Annotated in this window: 24 protein-coding genes; 4 read left to right on the top strand and 20 right to left on the bottom strand. The window is 65.6% G+C overall.

Going from position 1 to position 18654, the window contains the following annotated elements; genetic code table 11:
* Positions 1–25 precede the first annotated feature (25 nt).
* The 3 genes from CV103_RS21995 to CV103_RS21985 form a co-directional block, all read right to left on the bottom strand.
* The gene (locus tag CV103_RS21995; RefSeq protein WP_245897015.1) at positions 26–1063 is read right to left on the bottom strand and encodes a GGDEF domain-containing protein; all 1038 of its coding nucleotides are present in this window, start codon (positions 1061–1063) and stop codon (positions 26–28) included.
* Between the two features lie 36 nt (positions 1064–1099).
* Entirely contained in the window at positions 1100–1969 is an 870-nt protein-coding gene (locus CV103_RS21990; protein WP_107396247.1) for a helix-turn-helix domain-containing protein, read from the bottom strand.
* Positions 1970–2086: 117 nt separating this feature from the next.
* On the bottom strand, positions 2087–2974 hold the full coding sequence (locus tag CV103_RS21985) for an MBL fold metallo-hydrolase (protein ID WP_107396246.1): 888 nt from the start codon (positions 2972–2974) through the stop codon (positions 2087–2089).
* 72 nt (positions 2975–3046) lie between these two features.
* On the opposite strand from CV103_RS21985, the gene CV103_RS21980 reads away from it, so the two are divergent.
* Genes CV103_RS21980 through CV103_RS21970 form a run of 3 tightly spaced genes read left to right on the top strand, consistent with a single transcriptional unit; the run spans position 3047 to position 4669 of the window.
* Positions 3047–3361, top strand: coding sequence for an ArsR/SmtB family transcription factor (locus tag CV103_RS21980; RefSeq protein WP_107396245.1), 315 nt, complete (start codon positions 3047–3049; stop codon positions 3359–3361).
* A 4-nt stretch (positions 3362–3365) separates the two neighbouring features.
* Complete coding sequence (locus tag CV103_RS21975) at positions 3366–3881, top strand: rhodanese-like domain-containing protein (protein ID WP_107396244.1); 516 nt, start codon at positions 3366–3368, stop codon at positions 3879–3881.
* Positions 3860–4669 carry a sulfite exporter TauE/SafE family protein gene (locus CV103_RS21970; protein ID WP_237365924.1) on the top strand — a complete coding sequence of 270 codons (810 nt, stop codon included), beginning with the start codon at positions 3860–3862 and terminating at the stop codon, positions 4667–4669. The genes CV103_RS21975 and CV103_RS21970 overlap by 22 nt, the downstream gene beginning before the upstream one ends.
* Here the strand turns inward: CV103_RS21970 and CV103_RS21965 are convergent.
* The 12 genes from CV103_RS21965 to CV103_RS21905 form a co-directional block, all read right to left on the bottom strand.
* Positions 4666–5484 carry an N-6 DNA methylase gene (locus tag CV103_RS21965; protein WP_237365923.1) on the bottom strand — a complete coding sequence of 273 codons (819 nt, stop codon included), beginning with the start codon at positions 5482–5484 and terminating at the stop codon, positions 4666–4668. The genes CV103_RS21970 and CV103_RS21965 overlap by 4 nt on opposite strands.
* A gap of 88 nt (positions 5485–5572) precedes the next feature.
* Complete coding sequence (locus tag CV103_RS21960) at positions 5573–6784, bottom strand: hypothetical protein (RefSeq protein ID WP_107396243.1); 1212 nt, start codon at positions 6782–6784, stop codon at positions 5573–5575.
* Positions 6781–7992, bottom strand: coding sequence for a helicase HerA domain-containing protein (locus CV103_RS21955; RefSeq protein WP_107396242.1), 1212 nt, complete (start codon positions 7990–7992; stop codon positions 6781–6783). The genes CV103_RS21960 and CV103_RS21955 overlap by 4 nt, the downstream gene beginning before the upstream one ends.
* Positions 7993–8093: 101 nt before the next feature.
* Complete coding sequence (locus tag CV103_RS21950; RefSeq protein ID WP_107396241.1) at positions 8094–8927, bottom strand: NYN domain-containing protein; 834 nt, start codon at positions 8925–8927, stop codon at positions 8094–8096.
* Between the two features lie 467 nt (positions 8928–9394).
* Positions 9395–9667, bottom strand: a complete 273-nt coding sequence (locus CV103_RS21940) for a type II toxin-antitoxin system Phd/YefM family antitoxin (RefSeq protein ID WP_007015504.1) — start codon at positions 9665–9667, stop codon at positions 9395–9397.
* A gap of 285 nt (positions 9668–9952) precedes the next feature.
* Positions 9953–10246 (bottom strand): hypothetical protein, encoded by a 294-nt coding sequence (locus CV103_RS21935; protein ID WP_107396240.1) that lies wholly within the window; start codon positions 10244–10246, stop codon positions 9953–9955.
* Between the two features lie 90 nt (positions 10247–10336).
* A complete protein-coding gene (locus CV103_RS21930) occupies positions 10337–10663 on the bottom strand; it encodes a hypothetical protein (RefSeq protein WP_107396239.1) in 327 nt (108 codons plus the stop codon).
* Positions 10664–10742: 79 nt separating this feature from the next.
* Positions 10743–11177 carry a DUF4262 domain-containing protein gene (locus CV103_RS21925; RefSeq protein ID WP_107396238.1) on the bottom strand — a complete coding sequence of 145 codons (435 nt, stop codon included), beginning with the start codon at positions 11175–11177 and terminating at the stop codon, positions 10743–10745.
* Positions 11178–11205: 28 nt separating this feature from the next.
* Positions 11206–11745: a hypothetical protein gene (locus tag CV103_RS21920; protein ID WP_107396237.1), complete on the bottom strand. Its 540-nt coding sequence runs from the start codon at positions 11743–11745 to the stop codon at positions 11206–11208.
* A 97-nt stretch (positions 11746–11842) separates the two neighbouring features.
* On the bottom strand, positions 11843–13030 hold the full coding sequence (locus CV103_RS21915; RefSeq protein ID WP_342749187.1) for a hypothetical protein: 1188 nt from the start codon (positions 13028–13030) through the stop codon (positions 11843–11845).
* A gap of 143 nt (positions 13031–13173) precedes the next feature.
* Positions 13174–13626, bottom strand: coding sequence for a hypothetical protein (locus CV103_RS21910; RefSeq protein ID WP_107396235.1), 453 nt, complete (start codon positions 13624–13626; stop codon positions 13174–13176).
* Positions 13627–13637: 11 nt separating this feature from the next.
* Positions 13638–14282: a hypothetical protein gene (locus CV103_RS21905; RefSeq protein ID WP_107396234.1), complete on the bottom strand. Its 645-nt coding sequence runs from the start codon at positions 14280–14282 to the stop codon at positions 13638–13640.
* 167 nt (positions 14283–14449) lie between these two features.
* Between CV103_RS21905 and CV103_RS21900 the strand changes: the two genes are divergently transcribed.
* Positions 14450–15061, top strand: coding sequence for a hypothetical protein (locus CV103_RS21900; protein WP_107396233.1), 612 nt, complete (start codon positions 14450–14452; stop codon positions 15059–15061).
* Positions 15062–15087: 26 nt separating this feature from the next.
* Here the strand turns inward: CV103_RS21900 and CV103_RS21895 are convergent, their stop codons facing one another.
* From CV103_RS21895 to CV103_RS22275, 5 genes are all read right to left on the bottom strand, one after another.
* Positions 15088–15393, bottom strand: a complete 306-nt coding sequence (locus CV103_RS21895; RefSeq protein WP_107396232.1) for a hypothetical protein — start codon at positions 15391–15393, stop codon at positions 15088–15090.
* A 166-nt stretch (positions 15394–15559) separates the two neighbouring features.
* Entirely contained in the window at positions 15560–15814 is a 255-nt protein-coding gene (locus CV103_RS21890) for a type II toxin-antitoxin system Phd/YefM family antitoxin (RefSeq protein ID WP_107396231.1), read from the bottom strand.
* Between the two features lie 243 nt (positions 15815–16057).
* On the bottom strand, positions 16058–16423 hold the full coding sequence (locus CV103_RS21885; protein ID WP_232333044.1) for a hypothetical protein: 366 nt from the start codon (positions 16421–16423) through the stop codon (positions 16058–16060).
* A gap of 58 nt (positions 16424–16481) precedes the next feature.
* A complete protein-coding gene (locus tag CV103_RS21880) occupies positions 16482–18329 on the bottom strand; it encodes a site-specific integrase (protein ID WP_245897014.1) in 1848 nt (615 codons plus the stop codon).
* Entirely contained in the window at positions 18326–18610 is a 285-nt protein-coding gene (locus tag CV103_RS22275) for a hypothetical protein (protein ID WP_146163472.1), read from the bottom strand. The genes CV103_RS21880 and CV103_RS22275 overlap by 4 nt, the downstream gene beginning before the upstream one ends.
* Between the last annotated feature and the right edge of the window lie 44 nt (positions 18611–18654).

The following is an 18654-nucleotide window of genomic DNA, read 5'->3' as shown; positions in this document are numbered from 1 at the left end:
CTACGATCAGACCAGACAACCGATCCTACCGGCCATCATAGTCGCCGCTCAACCGGCCATCGTAGTTGTCGCCGCGCACGAACGGTTCGTCGGTCTTGCGGTTGACCAGCCTCCGGTCCGCGAGATTTTCGCGGACATCGTCCAGCCGCGATCTGGCCTCGCTGAGGGTCGCGCCGCGAAAGAGCATGACGAACTCTTCGCCGCCATGCCGGGCCACATGGCAATTGTCGTCGGAGATCTCCGAGAGCATTTCGGCGATGAGCCGCAGGACCCGGTCGCCGGCGTCGTGGCCATGGGTGTCGTTGACGAGCTTGAAATGATCGATGTCGCAGAAGGCGACGACGAGCGGGTCTAGCGCGGCCCTGGCTTCCTTGTGCTCGCGGTCGAGGACGGTTTCGAAGGCGCGGCGGTTGGGCAGGCCGGTGAGATGGTCGACCTCGGCGTCGCGCTTGGCTTTTTCGAGGTTGCGGCGCAGCGTCGTCGCCTCGTCCTCGCTGCGACGCATGTCCGCCTCGAGGTGACGGGTGCGTTCGAGCATCGCCTTGGCGAGATCGGCAAGGCTCGAAATGATGTGGCCGGTTTCCTGGACCTGAACCAGTTCGGCGACGTGCTGCTCGAGTTCGTCGCTATAGTCCGAGGTGGCGCTTCGAGCGGCGGTCGTGTTCTTCGAGAAATTCTCCAGCGTCGTCTCGAGCTTGGTCATCAGGAATTCGATTCCGTCATGCTTGTCGACCACCTGGTCGGCGGCGGTGACCTCATCGAGCCACTGCTGGGTAATCCCTATGCCGGAGGCGACTTGATGCGCGATCTGGCGGGCCAAGCCCGGATTGGATCCGGAGAAGGCCCCATGCGCGGCCATCAGATTATTCGGCGTGATGTCGAGCTCGTAGGCAAGCAGGAATGACCCGATCTCGTCGAGCAGATGCGCGCGTGCCTGCTGGAATATGTTGGTGGCGGGATTGCCGCCGCGCCCTGCCGCCGCGGCGCCGGTCTTGTCCCCAGCGCGCGAACCGCGAAAGCCGAGCCAGCCGAGCAACGAGCCTGATGAACTGTCTGTGGTCACTGTCCCCCCTTGAACGCGTAACTGAATGCCCCCCGGTCAGCATCGCTCCTTGCGATATTGCTGGGGTGTCATGCCGATGGATTGCAGAAAGGCGCGGCGAAAGACGCCGGCATTCGCGAAGCCGACCGCCTGGCCGATCGCCCCGATGCCCGGCCCGTCCCTATGTGCCAGCAGGGCTCGTGCGCGGTCGATCCGCCGGCCGGTGACGAAGCGGTAAGGCCCCAGCCCGGTCGTCGCCTTGAACGCGCGCGAGAAGTGCGATCGGCTGAGGCCGGCCGCGCCGGCCAGTTCGTCGAGGCTGATCGGCCTGTGGAGATTGGCGCCGACATAGTCGGTCACCCGGCCCAATTGGGTCTTGGTCAACTGACCCAGCGTCGCGGGCTGTTCGACCCCGAGTATCTCGATTGCGGCCGTCAGGCAGAGCGCCTCGGCATAGAGGCTGTCGGCATCGGGGGAAGAGACGACGTCCTTGATCTTGTTCATGGTCGCGCAGAGCGCAGCGTTGCGCGCATAGGCGAAGGGGCGCGGGTCGAGCCGTGCATATCGCGCGTCGAGGCCGTCGGCCGCCTGTTCCGGCTCAAAATAGAAAGCTGTGAAGCTGTTCGGGCCGGGGCGCGGCTTGGCCCAGCCCGCGAGGGTGCAGCCGCGCGGCGCGTATGTGAGCGTGTCGCGGAGATCGGTCCGGCGCACGGGCGACAGGCCATCGATGTAGAGTTCGCCGTCGTCGAGCCGCATGTCGTGGAGGGCGAGATAGTGGGTCGCACCGAGCGTCCGGAACTCATAGGGCTCGTCGGAATCGAGCACGATCCGCTCGGCCCGAAACCCGCGCCAGGAGCGCGGTTCCGGGCTCACGGGTCGCCGGTGCGACCGCGTGAAATCAAGCTGAAGCGTGTCCTTGGAATTCATGCGGCCCCATAGCGCGATTATTGCGGAAAGCTACAAAAATTGCGGCCAAAGTGAGCACTATTGAACATAGTGGCGGGCAAGTCGGAGGGTGTTTCGAGCAGCGTTACAGGCCGGTATTCACACGAGCGTCAGGACGTGACGCGGGTCTTTCACCGGGATGCGCAGGAAGCTGACGCCGTTGGCATCCGCCTTTGGAAAGCGGCCGGCCCGAATGTTGACCTGGATCGAAGGGAGGAGCAGCCGGGGCACCGCCAGGGTGGCATCGCGCGCCTCGCGCATCGCGACAAATGCGTCTTCATCGACGCCGTCGTGAACATGGACGTTGGCCCGGCGTTGCTCGCCAACCGTCGTCTCCCAACGATAGTCGTCGCGGCCGGGCGCCTTATAGTCGTGGCACATGAACAGGCGGGTTTGGTCGGGGAGGGTCAGCACGCGGCGGATCGAGCGAAAGAGGGTGCGGGCATCGCCGCCGGGAAAATCGGCGCGCGCCGTGCCATAGTCCGGCATGAACAGCGTGTCGCCGACGAACAGGTTGGGGCCGATCCGATAGGCGAGATCGGCAGGCGTATGGCCGGGGACGTGGAGCACCTCGATGGTGAGATCGCCGACGGCGAAGGTTTCGCCGTCGCGCAGCAGCCGGTCGAAGTCGCGACCGTCCGGGACGAGATCGTCCAGTGCGAAGACCGGCCGGAAGATATGCTGGACGTCGCGGATATGCTCGCCGATTCCGACCCACGCGCCGGTGCGGGCCTTGATGAAAGGCGCCGCCGAGAGATGATCGGCATGCGCGTGGGTCTCGAGCACCGCGATGATCCGCCAGCCCTTCTCATGCACTCGATCGAGAATCCGCTGGGCCGATCGGACATCGCCCTCCCCGCTCGCCATGTCGAAATCGAGCACCGGATCGATCACGGCAGCCATGCCGGTCCCGGAGTCGGCCACGAGATAGCTGACCGTGTTGGTCGCCTCGTCGAAAAAGGCTTCGATGACGGGATCGACGTGCATTCGGACCTCCATTAGCTGTTGCTAATATATAAGCATCTGCTACATTAGCAACTCCTAATGGAGTGAGCTGCGATGCTGAAAGCGCCGATGGATCTCGCCAGCTTCGAGCGAAAGGCGGAGGGCGTAGCCAATGTGCTGAAGGCGATCGGCAACGGTCGCCGGCTCATGGTCCTATGCAAGCTCGTCGAGCATGACGAGCGGACCGTCGGCGATCTGGCGGTCGATGTCGGGCTGTCGCAGTCCGCGCTGTCCCAACATCTCGCGAGGATGCGCGACGAGGGGTTGGTGAGCTTCCGGCGCGAGAGCCAGACGCTCTGGTACCGGATCGCCGATCCGCGCGTCCAGGCGCTGCTCGCGAGCCTCTACGACCTATATTGCAAGGAGTGAGACCATGGCCGTCGGATCGATGACCCCCGCTGAGGCGCGTGCCGCCCTGCAGGGCGGAGCCACGCTGATCGATGTGCGAGGCAGGGACGAATATGCGCGCGAGCGCATTGAGGGCGCCGTCAACCTTCCGCTCGCCGACCTCGGCGCGCAGGCCCTGCCAAGCGGACCGCTGATCTTCCACTGCCGGTCGGGAATGCGAACGAAGGGCTGCGGACCGGCCCTGGAGGCCGCGGCAAAGGGCGCGCCTTGCCATGTGCTCGATGGCGGGCTCGACGCGTGGAAGGCGAGCGGCTTCGAGACCGTGATCGATCGCGGGCAGCCCCTGGAGATCGGACGCCAGGTGCAGCTTGCCGCCGGCAGCCTCGTCTTGCTCGGGGTCGTGCTGGGGGTGTTCGTCATACCGGCTTTCCTGCTGCTGTCCGCTTTCGTCGGCACCGGACTGATGTTCGCCGGAGCGACGGGCTGGTGCGGGCTCGCCCATCTCTTCCGGCGGATGCCGTGGAACCGCGGACTGGCCTGATCCTGGTGGGACTTGGCGACCTTGCCGCGCTCGGCTCGGGCGTTCTGATCGGCCTCGTTCTGGGACTGGTCGGAGGCGGAGGCTCGATCCTCGCACTACCGCTCCTCGTCTACGCGGTCGGGCTTCGCTCGCCGCACATGGCGATCGGCACCGCGGCGGTCGGCGTGACGGCGAATGCGCTGGCGAGCCTCGCCGGGCATGCCTGGGCGCGAAATGTGAAATGGCGCTGCGCCGGTGTCTTCGCGGCGGCGGGGGTCGTTGGCGCGGCGATCGGCGCCGAGGCCGGGAAGGCGTTCGACGGGGGGCGCCTGCTGACGTTGTTCGGGCTGGTGATGATCGGGGTCGGGTTGTCGATGCTGCGCAAGCGGCGACGACCGGAGTTTCCAGGGGTGCGATTGACGCGCGCCAGCGCGCGTGAACTCCTGCCGCGTCTCGTCCCGGCCGGGCTCGGCGTGGGGCTGGCGGCAGGTTTTTTCGGGATCGGCGGCGGCTTCCTGATCGTTCCGGCCCTGATCGCCGCGACCGCCATGCCGGTCGAGATCGCGGTCGGCACGTCGCTGGTGGTCGTTTCCGCGCTCGGGCTGACCACGGCGGCGTCCTACGCGCTGTCCGGCCTCGTCGATTGTCGGATCGCAGCCTTGCTCGTCGTGGGCGGGATGGCCGGATCGGCGATCGGCATCGCCGCGGGCCGGGGCCTGTCGGCGCACAAGGGCCTGCTCGAAAAGGTCTTCGCCGCGGTGGTAATCGTGGTCGGCAGCTATGTGGCGGCGAAGAACGCCTGGGGCTAGAACAGGCTGAGCTGCTCGGCACGGACTGGTGCCGCGGCTACAGGTGCGGGGGGCTGCGGGGGCGGCAAGCGAGGCAGTGGGCCGGCGCGCGGTTCCACCGGCCCTCCCGATATCGGCTCGTTTCGGGAAGGCTGCTGGCTGGCAAGCCGGGCACCCCAGCCGCCCAGGATATGGGCCGGGGTGAACCAGTGCTCGCGAACCTCGTTGCTGAGCGAGTTGCCGACCATGACGTGGGCCGGAATGTGGAGCAGCGAGAACTGGATATAGGCCATGTGGACCGCGCGCGGGTCGATATCGACCGCGGTCACGTGAAGATGGCGCTGGTAGTTGATATCGGCGGCGAGCATCGTCTGGGCGAGCGCGATGACCATAGCGCCGGCGCCGCAGGCGGGCTCCATCGCGCGGACATAGCCCTTGTCGGCGATCAACGCCCGGGCGCTCTGGGCATCGCCAAGCGTGACCTCGGCCATCATCTGGCAGACCGGATAGGGCGTGAAAAACTGGCCCCGGCTCTTGTTGTGGATCTCGAGCGCGGTGAAGATGCTGCCCAGAACATCGCCCGGCGCGGTTTCCAGCGCCATGGTGATCTCGCCCAGGATACGCGGAAACATCTCGACCGTAGGGCGATCATAGCGGCCGACGATCTCGAGATAGCGTGCCTCCCGATGGTCGCGCGAACGGATGTCGACGCTGTTCGAGATGCTGATCGCGATGAGCTCCATGCAATCGGAGAACAGCGTGTAGCAATCGTGGCGATGGCCATGGGCCTCGAACAGCTTGAGGACGTTCCTGATGTATCGATCCTGGGGCGGCATGAGGATTTCCCGAGCGCAGGCCCGCTGGGCAAGCGGATGCGTTTTGTCTGAGTGAATGGTCCGAGAAAGCCGGCTGGCGGCGGCGGAATCACGCCGCGGCGAGCAGGGCCTCCAGTGTCACGGTGCGTCTCGGCCTGCGCCCGAACTGGTAGCCGTGGTTGGTCGCATATTTGCTGAGCGACATGGCTTTGCGGTCGAGAGCGACGGCGAGATCCGCGATCGAAACCCCGGTGCGGAAAGCGATGTCGAGGGCGCGCGTTTCCTCGTCGCTGAACGGCCGGATGTAGCCGTGGACGAGCCCGAGGCTGCTTGCCCGCGAGGTGAGCGCAGCCTTGGTCCGGCCCATGCGCGCGGCAAGAAGCTTGGTCGGAACACGGCCATAGTCCGCGCGCAGCCGCGTCTCCTCGGCATCGGTCCAGTCCGGACCGACGCGCCATCCGTTGCGGTTGGCATGACGACCGCGCAGCTCCAGATATTCGGCGCGGTGGCGCAGCGAGCCGGATGTGCGGCCGAGCTGCCGCCGCAGCGGCGTCAGGCTGGTGCCCTCGCCATAGGCTTTCTGGAGGAGTGCGTCTTCTTCGGGCGTCCAGGCCCGACCCCAGCCCCGGCCGTATCCGAGCTTGCGGATCGCGAGCCCGAAGCCCCGGATGGTGCGCGGCGGGAAGCCCTCACCGGCAAGCATGTCAACGATCGCGGTATAGCGGTGGCCTGCTTCGGCGAGCTCCAGCGCGCGCGCCGTTTCCTGTGCGGACCAATCGGGCGGATGGTTCGCATGGACGATCCCGAGGGTGCCGGCCCGGCTCGACAGGCCGCCAAAGGGTCTGCCGATCAGCGTCGCGATCTGGGTAAGCGGCACGCCGCGGCGATACCCTTCGACGAGTTGGGCATCTTCCCAGGGCGACCATTCGGGAGGATTGCCCTCGGTCAGGTCGAGAATCCGCGCACGGGCATAGACCGCCGAACAGGACCGCCCGAGATCGGAAGCGATGGTCGCGGTCGGTTCGCCGCCATAGCGGCGGGTCAGCTCGCCATCGTCGAGTTCGGTCCAGGCCCTTGCCGAGTTGCGACGAAGCCCGAGCAGAGCGATCCGTTCGGCGACCGCCGCCCTGCCCCGGCCAAGCGCAAGGGCCATGTCGGCGATCGCGGTGTCGTCGAGAAAGAGCGTCCGGAGCCGTTCGGTTTCGGCCGGCGTCCAGGCATCGGCACGATAGGCCATTTCGCGCAGCGGCTGGGGTCGGGTGAATGGGCCTGGCGCGGCGGCGAGCTCGACGACATCGGCGCCCAGATCGAGCGGCTTCATGCGAGCGCCACCACGGGTATGTCGCTGATCTTGGCCCTGAGCCGTGCGTGCAGCCGGGCGATGCGGTCCTCCCCGCGCGGCATGGTATCGACTGCCGCGATCGCAGCCAGCATGTCGAGCGCATTGTCGATGGCCTCGCGTGGGCAGCCGAGGTGGCCGGAGAGGTCGTCTGCCGTGGTTGCGTTGGGGGCGATGCGCTTGAGCGCGCCGATGATCGAGGCCGCGTGCGGCGCGGATGGATCGAGGAGGAACGCGTCGAGCGCCCGCGTGCCCTTGAGGGTCAGCGTGGTGTCACGGCCGCCGCTCGAAACCTCGCGCAGGGCGGAGAGGTCGAGCAGTCTTTCGGCTTCGTCGCTGTCGATCGCGGCGGCGGCGGTCAGCCGGGGTGTCGCCCCGAGATGCTCGGTGATCGTCTCTTCCATGTGGGCCAGGACGGGGAGCGGAGACATGGCCGGACCCATGGCGAAGAATTCGCCGGGCGCGAGCTTGCGCAGCCGGTCGGCTTCCTTGGCGGAGAATCCGAGCAGGTCGGCGGCGCGCGCGATGTCGCGGTCGAAGACGTTGAGGCCGACCAGGAAGTTTTGCAGCTCGGAAATCACCGAGGAGGAGAGCTTAGCGAGGCGCTGGGTGGCGATGACCGGCGCGATGCCGCGCTTGCGGCCGCGGGCGCACAGGTCGGTGAGCGTTGCGACACCGAGGCGGCGGGTCTCCGCGTCACGGGCCGATCCCGCATGATGCGGCGCGAGCAGATGGCCCTCGTCGATGCAGACGAGGACGGTGTGGCTCCAATGCTCGCGCGGCGCGCCGATCAGCCCGGCGAACAGGGCGGCCGCCTTGATGATGCGCTGGTCGGGGTCGAGATCGGTGAGATCTACGTGGAGCGAGAGCCGGTGTTGCCGCGCGCGCGCGGCGGCCGCCGTCAGGCCGTCCGACGTCAGTTCGCAGCCCTTGAGCGACGTCGCGCCGATATGCGCGGCGAGATTGCCGAATTCGCCCTCGGGGTCGACGAGCACGATGGTCGTGAAGTCGAAGGCCTCCTCGATGATCTTGCGCAAGGTTCGGCTCTTGCCCGCGCCGCTGCTGCCCTGGATCAGCAAGCGGCCCGCGAGCAGGCGTTCGAGATTGAGCATGAGCGCGCCGCGGCTGTGCTTGCCAATCGGCACGGACCATTGATCGGCGGAAGGGTCGATCGAAACGACTGTTGCCATGATGGGATCTCCTGGGCTCGGCCTGTCTGGCCTCCGCCCACTCGATCCCCCTTCCCTTTGCTCGTTCGGCGCCTGTGTTCGCTATCGGCGCGCCGGGAGCATCACCCGCCGGGACGTGGCGTGCGATCCTTGTTGCGCTTGTCGGCGACGTAGCTCTGTCCGTTCTCGCCTTTGAGGATCTCGAACAGCCCGGTCGCGGTGAAGAGCGCCGTGAAGTTCTTCACGCCGTAGTTGCGAGGATCGATGGGGGCCTGGCGCTTCGCAGCGCTGCCCGCCGCGGACATGAGCGCCCAGCCATCCTCGCGCGCGGAAGCTTCGACGGCACCGCGCAGGATCGTCACGAGCTTGGTATTCTGTGCCAGGGTCTTTTCCGCGGCCTTGGCGGCCGAAGGCTTGGGCTTAGCCTTGGCTTTGGTCTCGGTTTTGGCCGCGACAGGCGTGTCGGGGGCTTCGCCAGGTGCCGCTGGCTGGCTCGGATCCTCGAGACCATCGAGATAGAGGAACGTGGTGCAGGCGTTGACGAAGGGCGTGGGCGTCTTGCGCTCGCCGAAGCCATAGACCTCATGACCATTGGCCTTGAGCTGCATGACCAGCGGCGTGAAGTCGCCATCGCTCGATGCGATGCAGAACGCGTCGGGCTTTTGCGTATAAAGCAGTTCCATCGCGTCGATGACGAGCGCGATGTCGGTCGCGTTCTTGCCGGTCGAATAGCTGAACTGCTGGATTGGCCGGATCGCGAAATCGTGCAGCTTGTCGGTCCAGCCCTTGAGGCCCGGCTTGGCCCAGTCGCCATAGGCACGCCGAATGTTCGCGGTGCCGTATTTGGAGAGCTCCGCAAGCATCGCCGCGATCTTCGTGTGGGAGACATTATCCGCATCGATGAGAAGCGCGATGCGCCGATCCGATGTGCCGCGTGCGCGATCCTCATTGTCCACGTTCAGTACCTCCCCAATTCGCTTCTTTGCAGCCTTTCATCGTCGTGCGCGGCGCACGGCCTCAGAGATCTCGATCGACAGGTCGTCCGATCGCCGCAGCGATCAGGGCATCGCGGATCTGTCGAAAGAGTCCCGAGGGGAGAAAGCCATGACTTATCGACGGCTCTCGGCCGCGCACCGGCCGTATGTCGTAACCAGGCCAAGTGAACCTGTTCCATTCGGTGACGATGACCCATGAGCGTTCGCCCGAGAGACCAAGCTGACGTCTTACTGCCTGGGGAACTTCCACCGCTTGCTGACCACGGGTGGGAGGCCGGGTCGTCATGGGCACGACATGAACTTGATCGAACCCATCGTCGGATTGGGTGACTAGCACGACGGCAACGGGGCGATCTTTGACGCCCTCGTCGCGACCGTCCTTGTATTCGTACTCCCAAAGATAGCTGTAATTGATAACCTCGCCCGGCTTAGGAAGCGCTAAGTCGAGCTTCCGCTTCGTCGCACTCGGGCGCGGGCTCGACGGCCCGGATCGCGTCGAGGGTTTCTTCATCCAAATCCTCCGCACGGCCTGCAACTCGTTCACGGCGACGCAGGCGCTCATAGTCGTCAATAGGAACCATGACGAAACGCAACCGCCCGTTCCTGCTGACGCCGACGGGACGGATCATCGCCTCGTCAGAGTAGCGGCCGAATTGCTTCTGCAATTCACCTGAAGGAACGATTTCCATGCTCTTCGCCATGAGCTTTGGGCTCCAATCTCTACGTCCGGAAGTGATGCCTGTGCGAAAATAGGTTCGGATATAACTACCAACGATTTAGGCCGAATTTTCTGATCCACCGCTTGGGATATCTGTCGCGCCTTCGTACTGATTTACCGTCCCGACTATGTTTTACGATTTTCCCGGATCATGAGGGCTCGTATCTGCCCGGTAATATGGAATATAGGGAAAATCCGGGAAATCGTCAAGATGCGGGTTTGTGGAGCCTGCCCGCCGCTTTGGCGGGAGAATGTTGCAGCTTTCAGGTCATTCGCTCGAGCGGCTACGCATGCCCCAGTCGGGCGCATAGTCGTGGCCATAATTCGCGCTGCGCAGGTATTCCGTGTCGCCGGCCTCGTCGACGAGATAGCCGGTCACTTCCTCGGCATAGTCGGCGTCGAGCGCGCCCTCGGCGATCGGGATCAAGCGCACGCCGAATCCCCTGGCGAACAGGGCCTCGTCGGCGGCGCGCATGGCGTCTTCGTGACTGGCGGCCGTGACGGCCATCTTGACGCGGACGGTCGCATAGACGTGAACGAAATGAGTGGGCTCCGACATCATCGGTCTCCAGATGAGGAATTGGGGGTGTGGGCCAGGGTCGAAGCGCTCGACGACCCTTGTCCCGGGAATGCTGGACCGATCGGCCCAGGATCAGAGATCCATGATCGCGCCGCCCAGGACGGCATAGAGGCCGACGTCAAAGCGAAGTTCCTGCAGCGCTCGAAACTTGGCGTCGCGCCGAGCCTCGATATGGAACGCGCTGCGGCCGGTGTCGGCCTCCTTGATGCCGGTCGAAAGCGTAGGGTAGGTCTTGCCGGCACGTGGACCGGTCATGATCTGGGCCGTGGACCGGCAGTCCAGCGTGCGATCGAGCGCATAGCCCAGACCGCGCAATTGCGCTTTGATTTCGCTGAGCGTGACGGGATGCCAGCCATCGGCGGCGCGGGCGGCCAGTTCATTGGCGAGAGCGGGGTTCACGAGCGAAGCTCCTTCGCTTTTGCACCGAGGGATTCCTGTAGGTCCTCGCCAATAGTGTGGGGGCGGCGAGCGGCGAACTTCAGGCCAGCGGCACGTCGTAGGCGGGCGCGCAGCCCGGTTCGCCTGGATAGACCCCGTCCGGATCGCAGAGCAGCACCTGCAGCACGTCATATTCCTCGTGGCGAAGGTAGCGCCCCACCTGGAGCGTAAAGCGCTGGCGGGCCTGGGCCGAGGCTTGCCGCACGCGGGCAGGAAAGCGGCCGCCAACGTCGATGTCGCCTTCGAGCGGTCTGCGCGCGTCGCGCATCTTCCGGCCGAGCTCGTTGATGATCGAGCCGGCGAAGCGGGGCGAGAAGTTGCCGATGAGCAGGAGTTCCGGCAGGCCCTGCAGCGCGTTCCCGATGCTGTAGGCGAAGGCGGGCGTCTCGCCGTCGGCGAAGATCAGGAAGAGATGCTGACCGCTCCGCGCGATGTTGCGCTCGATGGCGGCGTAGAAGTCTGAAGCATCGATCATGAGATCCTCCTCCGCGATGGGCGCGAATTCAGGCGGTCGCGGGCTGAGTCAGGACTTCGAGATAGTCTGTCTCGACCAGCTCGGTCTTCTGGCTGCGCTCACGCGGCGTCATGTCGAGCTTTACGTAGAAGCCCGCGAAATGCGTTTTCACGATCACGCCCTCGCGGCCGGCATAGCGGTCCCCGCCGACGCGCGGATGTCGCCGGAGACGCACACGCGCACCGATCTCGGGCTTGAGGATTGTTTCGACGGGCATCGCGCGCTCGGCGAGAAAGATTTCCAGACGCGCCCTGTCGTCATGTTGATCTTTGGCCTCGCAGCAGGCGCGGGCAAGGATGATCCAGCCGCGCAGCCTCATCGCATCGCCGGCGAGAAGGCGGTCGCGCGGCTCGTGATCATCCGCCGCCAATTGGCCTGCTGACAGATGCGCGTCGGGATCGAACGCGAGGATTGTGGCCGCATGATATTCGCTCTCGCTGAGTGCGACGAAGAGGTGCTCTAGTTGCGGGAGGAGCCTGGCGTCGGCGGGGGCGGCGGCAGGGCGCCAGACGACATTGGTTTCGGGCATGGGTCGGGTTCCTGTAAGTGGACGAAAATGCGGGCACCGGCCGCTCAATCCGCCGGCACATTTCCCGGACACCCCCTCCCCTTGCACGCGCGCGGGATCAGGCCGTGGCAAGGTCGAGGAGATCAGGCGCGCGATTTGCGACAAGCCGCGTGGCTCCACCGAAGGCGCGCAGGCGGGCCGCCATCGCCTTGCGCAGATGAGCCCGGTTGCCGATGACGGTCTCGGGGGACAGCGGTTCGCCGCGGGCCGATACATAGCCGTTTGCAAGCTGCCCGTCCGGCGTCTCGACGGTGATGCGGTGGCCGCCGCCGGGTTGCTTCCCGGCATAACGGGCCGTGAATTCGCCGAGCTTGCCGGTGAGACCCTTCACCGCCTTGCCCCAGCGGATGTGGCCGGCGCCCAGGCTTTCTCCCGGCATGAGCCCGCGATCCAGCCAGATGCGGAAGTGGGCGCGCTGCTGCAGCAAGGTGTTGCGGGTGCGCTCCATGGTCCGGCAGAGCGGCAGCGCCACCGCATGCAGGTCGAGGAGCGCGAGATAGTCGCCTTGGGCGGCGATCAGGATATCGTCGAAATCTCGGCCAGCGAGAAGGCTGCGAAGCTGGTCTTCCAGTTGGGGATCAAACGAGACAGCGTCGCCGCTCAAGGACTCGATCGCGGCCGCGTCTGGCATGGAGTTCTGGAGCGCATGGAAGCCGGTGCTCGAAATCACGAGGATGGCGAGTTCGTCTTGCCCCTCGCTCGCCTGGAGAGCTGGGAGCAGGAGCGGGGACTCGATCTGCTCGGCCGCGCTTTCGCGGATCCATCCCGCTTCGGGCGCGCCGAGGATAAGGAGGCGACGCGCCCACCGCGTGGGGAGCGGATCGTCGGTCGGCTTGGGCCAGTTGCTCGGCAGCGGCCGCCCTGTGGGGGGAACCGGCTGCGCCTCGGGCAACGAAGCTGCGTCGTAGGCGCGGCGCGCGGTATCGAAGAGGTCGTCGCGATTGCCGCCGCCATCGGCGAAGCCCTGCTCGTAGGCCAGGGTCGCGGGCGTCTCGCCTTGCCCTCGCCGTGCCTCCGGCTCCCACCCGGCGGTGGCGGCATACCATCCCGACGCGTAGCGGACGGCCCGGTCCCAGTCGTAGCGATGAAGGTTGCGCGCGCGCAGGATGGCGCGATCGCGATCGTCGCCCTTGCCGCTGGCAATCCGCGTTTCGGTGAAGGCGAAATTGCGGTCCTGACGCTCCGCATCGGCGGCTTTAGACATGGCGTCCATGACCGGACGCAGCGCGAGCGCCCGCTGCCGCATCCGCGCGCCCCTGGCTTCCCGATCGGCCTCGTTGGGCAGGTCCGGGAAACGCCGCCAGGCATCGGCCAGGATGGCGGCGTGGTCCGGCCGGCGGCCACGAGCGATCCAGGTGGCCTCATCGGCCGGATCGAACGGCTCCGAGATCATCGGTCGCTCTCCCGGTGAAATCCGAGGCCCTCAGCGGTGAGGTTCTCCAGCGCACGCGAGAGCGGCTCGTAGCGTCCCGACAGGTTGTCGATCGTTGCAAAGAGCCGTGCATTGGCGGGGCCGGCCGGCACGCTGAGACGGAACGGAACGGTTCGCTCCGCCATCTCGGGAAAGACCTGTCCGAGCAGGATCGCCCCCAGGCGATCGGCAACGCCATCGATGCGCTTGCCAAGGTTGTGCTTATCGAGGCCCGGCGCGGATTCGAGATGCGACATCGGCGCGATGACGTCCGGAAGCCGGGCAAGGAGGCCGGCACCCATGCCGTAGTCGGAGTGCATCGAGATCAGCGCTTGGCGCTCGAGCGAAATCTCGGTGAAGGGGACATAGACCCGGAAGGAGTAGCTGGGTGGTTCCATGCCGATCCGGGTGCGGGTGAGAAGGATACGCATCGGCGCCTCCCTCAGGCGACCAGCCGCGGCGCGGCGGGGATGGCGGCGGGGAGATTGAGATCGCGGCGGATGCGCGCGGCGAAACGATCGGGCTCGACCAGTTCGCGGACAGACGCCCAATGGTTGCGTTCGCCGATATAATCCTGGCGATCGCGGACTTTGCGAAAGCAGACCTCGCGGTCGGGCCCGAACGGCCCGAGCGAGAACTGGACCCAGAGCATGTCGGCATGCAGCGTGATCTCGCCCGACACCGCCGGTCCCGCCTTGTTGGAGCGGATGTCGAAGCTTCCCTCCTCAAGGCCGAGCGCGTCGGCAAGGCGGCGCATCGCGGCGCGGCCTTCGGAATGGAAGAGGCGCTTGGCAGGCTCGTCATAGGCGACGCCGCGCAGGGCGAGCGTCTTGAGCATTGGCCGGTTTTTGAGGTCCGCGATCCGCGCCATGCATTCGCGGCGTAGCTCCGCATCAGCTGGCCGATCGGCACAGACCTGCGAGAGATGGCGCACGAGCAGAATGACGGCAGGGTCGGTTTCGACCTCGATGCCGGCGTTGCGGCAATCGGTGATCGCCGCCTGGATGGCATGGAGCGTGGTGCCGATTGTGATCAGTGCGCTGGGATCGAGCGCCTGGGCATAGCGAAATGCCACGTCATAACTCATGGGGTCCTCCGAGAATCTCGAGCGGTCCTTCCGCTCGCGCCCCCGGTCCCCCTTCCCTCTTTTCCGCCCGGCGGGATGGAAGGGCCCGTCGCCGAAAGACGACAGCAAGCGATCGAGAGTGTATTGCGTCCTCGCGAAGCGAGGAGCCGGGGCGGCGGAGGAACTGGATGGAAGATATCGCGGGTTGGATCGCTCCGATCGCAACGATGATCGCCGCGATGATGACAGCGGCCAATCTCGGGGCGAAGGTCACGGGCTCGGGGTTCCTCGTGTTCACGATCGGATCGATCTGCTGGTCGCTGGTGGGTCTCTCGACCGGGCAAACCAATCTGCTCGCGACGAACGGCTTCCTAACCGTCGTGAACATGGTGGGCGCGTGGCGATGGCTGGGTGAGCAGCGCAGATATGAAGAGGGCGGCAAGTCCGCCGAGAAGGCCAGCCGCCGATGTTCGAGCGATGACCTGTTCACCGCGACGGGGCTTGCCGGCATGGAGGTCGATGACTGCCACGGACAGCGTATCGGGCGCGCGGTCGAAGCCTTGGTCGAGTCCTCTTCGGCGAGGATAAGCTATGTGGTCATCTCTCGGGGCGGAATTGGCGGGATCGACGAGACGCTGCGCGCCGTTCCTTGCGACGTCGTCTGCTTCGGCGCGCAGCGACTCTCGCTCACGCTCGATCTCGCGGGTTTCGAGAGGCTACCCGTCCTCGAAACAGGAGATTGGCCCGCCGAGGCGCCCCGGATCGTGTCAACCAATGACGGCAGCCTGCAGAGCGCTTAAGGTGTGCAATCGAAGCGCCCTTGCGATCATCTCCGCCTGGCTGATCGGATTCGGCCCGCGCCGGGTCCGATGGCGCGGGCAATGTGACCCGCATAGACACCGCAGGCCGCCCAGTACGAGGCGAGCGGCGGCTTGCGGCTGCGCCAGCTCGTTTCGGCGCGCTGCCGCGCATCCTGCTGCAATTCGAGGAGTAAGTCTTGCAGCAGTGCGCGCGTATCAGGGTCGAGCGCCCGCAGCTTAGCGACCGCAGGCAATGTCAGGATCGGATTGCGGACCTCCGCGCGATTCGAGCGAGCGGGTATCCGCTCGGTGACGATGAAGGAGTGGGGCATGGGGGCTCCTCGATCTGCAGGAGCTCTAACTCCCGTCAGGTTGCCCTCGCATCCCCTCTCTTCTCTGGCTGCGGGCCAAGACGCATTGGTCTCGTCAGCGGCGCGCTGTCGACGACAGCCAGAAGCGACATGGTGACGTGAACGATATCGGTGATGAGGAGGAACATCAGTAGGAGGACGTCGGGCGGCGTGTCCCCCGCCCCCTTGGCGGAATAACGAGATCGCCCCGTCCGCTGGGCGCCAGAAGGAGTTCCTTGAGTGTCGGCCGCACGCGGCTCTGAAGTCGATGCCACTCGGCGGCCGGCACCAGAACCGCCGCCTCGATACCTCTCTTGGTGATCATCTGGGGTCCGTCCACCGTGCATGCTTGAAGCATCTCGCTGAAGCGCACCCTTGCGTCCTGAATCGTCCAAGCCTGCATACTGTTTCCTTCCGCATTGGTCCTCTAACGCGTTCTCCAGTTTTTTCAGTCCCATCCGAGGCTCAGCCCGTCATGCGCTCGCGATAGATGTCGGCAGCCCATTGCTCGATCCACGGGGTGGTGGTTTCGTCATGATCAAGATCTTAGGTCTGGTTCGGCCTGTCCGATTAGGTCCAGTTGGCTGACCTTGAAGGGTTTTCGGGCGCGCTCGCTAACCGGACGTCTGGTTAGCCCCGCGCGCGGCTATTCTTCGGACGCATTCGGCGGGGCGATCGGCAGCATAGCAACATTGCGTCGGTCCCGAAGCTCGCGGACAAGGTCGGCATTGCGCTCCTCCAACCGCTTCGCGCGGCTCTCCGCGATCAACGCGCGCCGCAAGAGAGAGGCATTCTCGGTGGCCAGCACCCGGATCCGCACCTCCGCCTCCCCCTTTCCTCCATCCAGCTTTGGAACCTCATCCTGACCCGAAGCCGGAGATCGTTCAGCCTGAAGGGCACGGAGATCTTCAAGCACAGCGCGATGATTGGTGTAGAGCGCATTGCGTCCGATGCCGGCGTGCCGGGCCAGCGCCGCAACGGAGATTTCGGATTCAGGATCGGCGCGCAACACGGCGAGAGCTTCCCGCAGGCGGGTAGCGACCCGCTCGCGGCGACGCCCTTGGGGCGTATCAGCCGAGGTTGCCATCGGCGGGCTGCAAATCGAGATCGTCGATCACGCGGCGGCTCTCCTCGACCCGCGTGATCGCCAGATTTCGGCTTTCAGGGTCAAGGTCGGTTCTTTCCAGGAGAGCCAGGTTTCGTTTCAGGCGGGCTTCCCAGACCGGCTTGTGACGTTCGCTCACCGCGAAGTTCGCGCAAGTGACGCATGTGCCCTGCGTGCGGAGAACGGGATTGGGCTCTTTGTCGGACCCGAGGCAGGCAGACGTCTCCCGACGGTAGAGACAGTAGCCCCAGTCGCAGACGCCGAGCCTGATGTCGGTATCGGCCAACAGGCGGGTGATGTAGGCATCGAGGTCGCCATCGTGCGTGCGACCGCGGAACGGCGATCGCGCCGCAAGATCGCGCCCCGCCTTGCCGCCCAGGCGAGGCGCGACCAGCAACTCTTCGAGCGCGGCGCGGGTTTCTCGTGCCGCCTGGGCGTCGACCAGTTCAACCAGCTCGAAGTCCGTGCCGACATAGGCGCGGTCGGTCATGGCGCGGGTCACATGCCCGAGATGCTTGGCCAATGCCGCGAGACCGGTCCTGTCGCGCCGGCCCACGAACCGCGCGAAGGTCTTGCGGCCCTGGTGGGTGGCAAGCCTCCAGCTTTCACCGTTGATTTCGGGAAGGCGAAGCGCGGCCCCAATGCCGTCATTCAGGCGTATATTCATAGCCGAACTGGTGAGCGGCTCGATCGGCAATGCCGAGGTTCGGATCGCGCTCCCCGGGCGGACCTGGAGCAGCCAGAGATATTGTCGGCCGTCGATCGCTCGCCATGGTGCCGATAGGCGCTCAAGAACTTCGATGGCGCGAACGGCGGGTTCGGGGGCGATCCAGCGATGCGGCACTCCGTCTCCTGGAGCGTCCTTTCGGATCGTGCCGGTCAGATAGGCGAACATCTTCTGCTGCTCGCCCTGCACCCGCTCGATGCAACCGGCTTCCAGCGATAGGATTTCCGAAGCGCGCGGCCCAACGAGATAGGCGAGGACAATGAAGCAAGCCTCGTAGAGACGGGCCACCATGCCATTGAAGGTGAGCATCGGCTGGACCGTCAGCGGCTGAGCCTGCCCAGGAACAAACTCGATCGGTGGAGCAGCGTGCAGGTATCGGCGTATGCGCCTGGAACGCCCCGGTTTTGCATGCCCTTTTGCGGAAGCCGCATCGTGCAGCGCCTGTATGTCGTCACGCATATGAAGGATGGTATCGGCTGGCTCGCCGATGAGATGGAGCGCTCCCGCAACGAGCGGCATTGCGATTTCATCAGGCGTATAGGGCCACCGCTCGACCGGGCGCCAACGGCCCAGCTCATTGAGCGCAGGCGGCGCGGATTTCGGGGTGTCGGGAAGCTTCTCACGCTGTTGGTAAAACGCCCGCAGCAGCGTGCGGTAGTTGCTCGCGGTCGATAGCGCCATCGTGCCATTGTCTCTCGGGCGCTGGGCGAGATCATCGAATAGATGCCGGATGGCCTCGTCATCCAGTTCCGACCATCGAGCCAGGCCGCGGCCCGCCATCCATTCCAGCACGACCCGCTGGAGCGTTCCCTGCGTTCCAAGCGAACGTAACGAGAGCGCGGATCGACCGGGAGGTGGATCGCTGTGCAACGACCAGAGCAGATGCTTGCTCGCCTCGCGCAGCGTCCGCCAATGCGGCTCGTTGAACCGGCTTCCGTCGGGCAGTGTGAACCCCCAGTCGACGCGGAAGGTGGTGTCCCGCTGACCCACGACGCCTGTCGCCATCTGCCAATGGTCGTCGCCGAACATCGAGTGCGGAGAGACGCGCAGCGAGGCCTGCGGCAAGGCGAGGAGCGGAACGCTCATTCCAGTTCCGGGAGATCGGGGAGCATCGCGGCCCGTTGTTCTGCCTCCTCCCTCAAGTCGGGCGGGAACGCCGGAAGAAGATCATGTTCGAGCACCTGCAAGCTGGGCGCATAGAACAACGCCCAGCGAGCCGGATCGATCTGATCGCGGGCGTCGAGAAGATGCCGGCGAGCTTGCAGCACGCGCGCGAACCGCTCGACATCAAGCGGAACGATCAGCCCCGGACAGGCAAGGCAACCTCGCAGTGCGCGGCGACTGACAGGATGCGAGCGTAGCGACAATCAAGATGAGAATCGGTTGTTGGGGTGTCGGTGAAGGGCGGAGG

The organism is Edaphosphingomonas fennica, from assembly GCF_003034225.1.
In the GTDB taxonomy this organism is placed as follows: Bacteria; Pseudomonadota; Alphaproteobacteria; order Sphingomonadales; family Sphingomonadaceae; genus Sphingomonas_E; species Sphingomonas_E fennica.
Note: the sequence above shows the minus strand (reverse complement) of the source record. Positions and strands in the feature narration are given on the sequence as shown.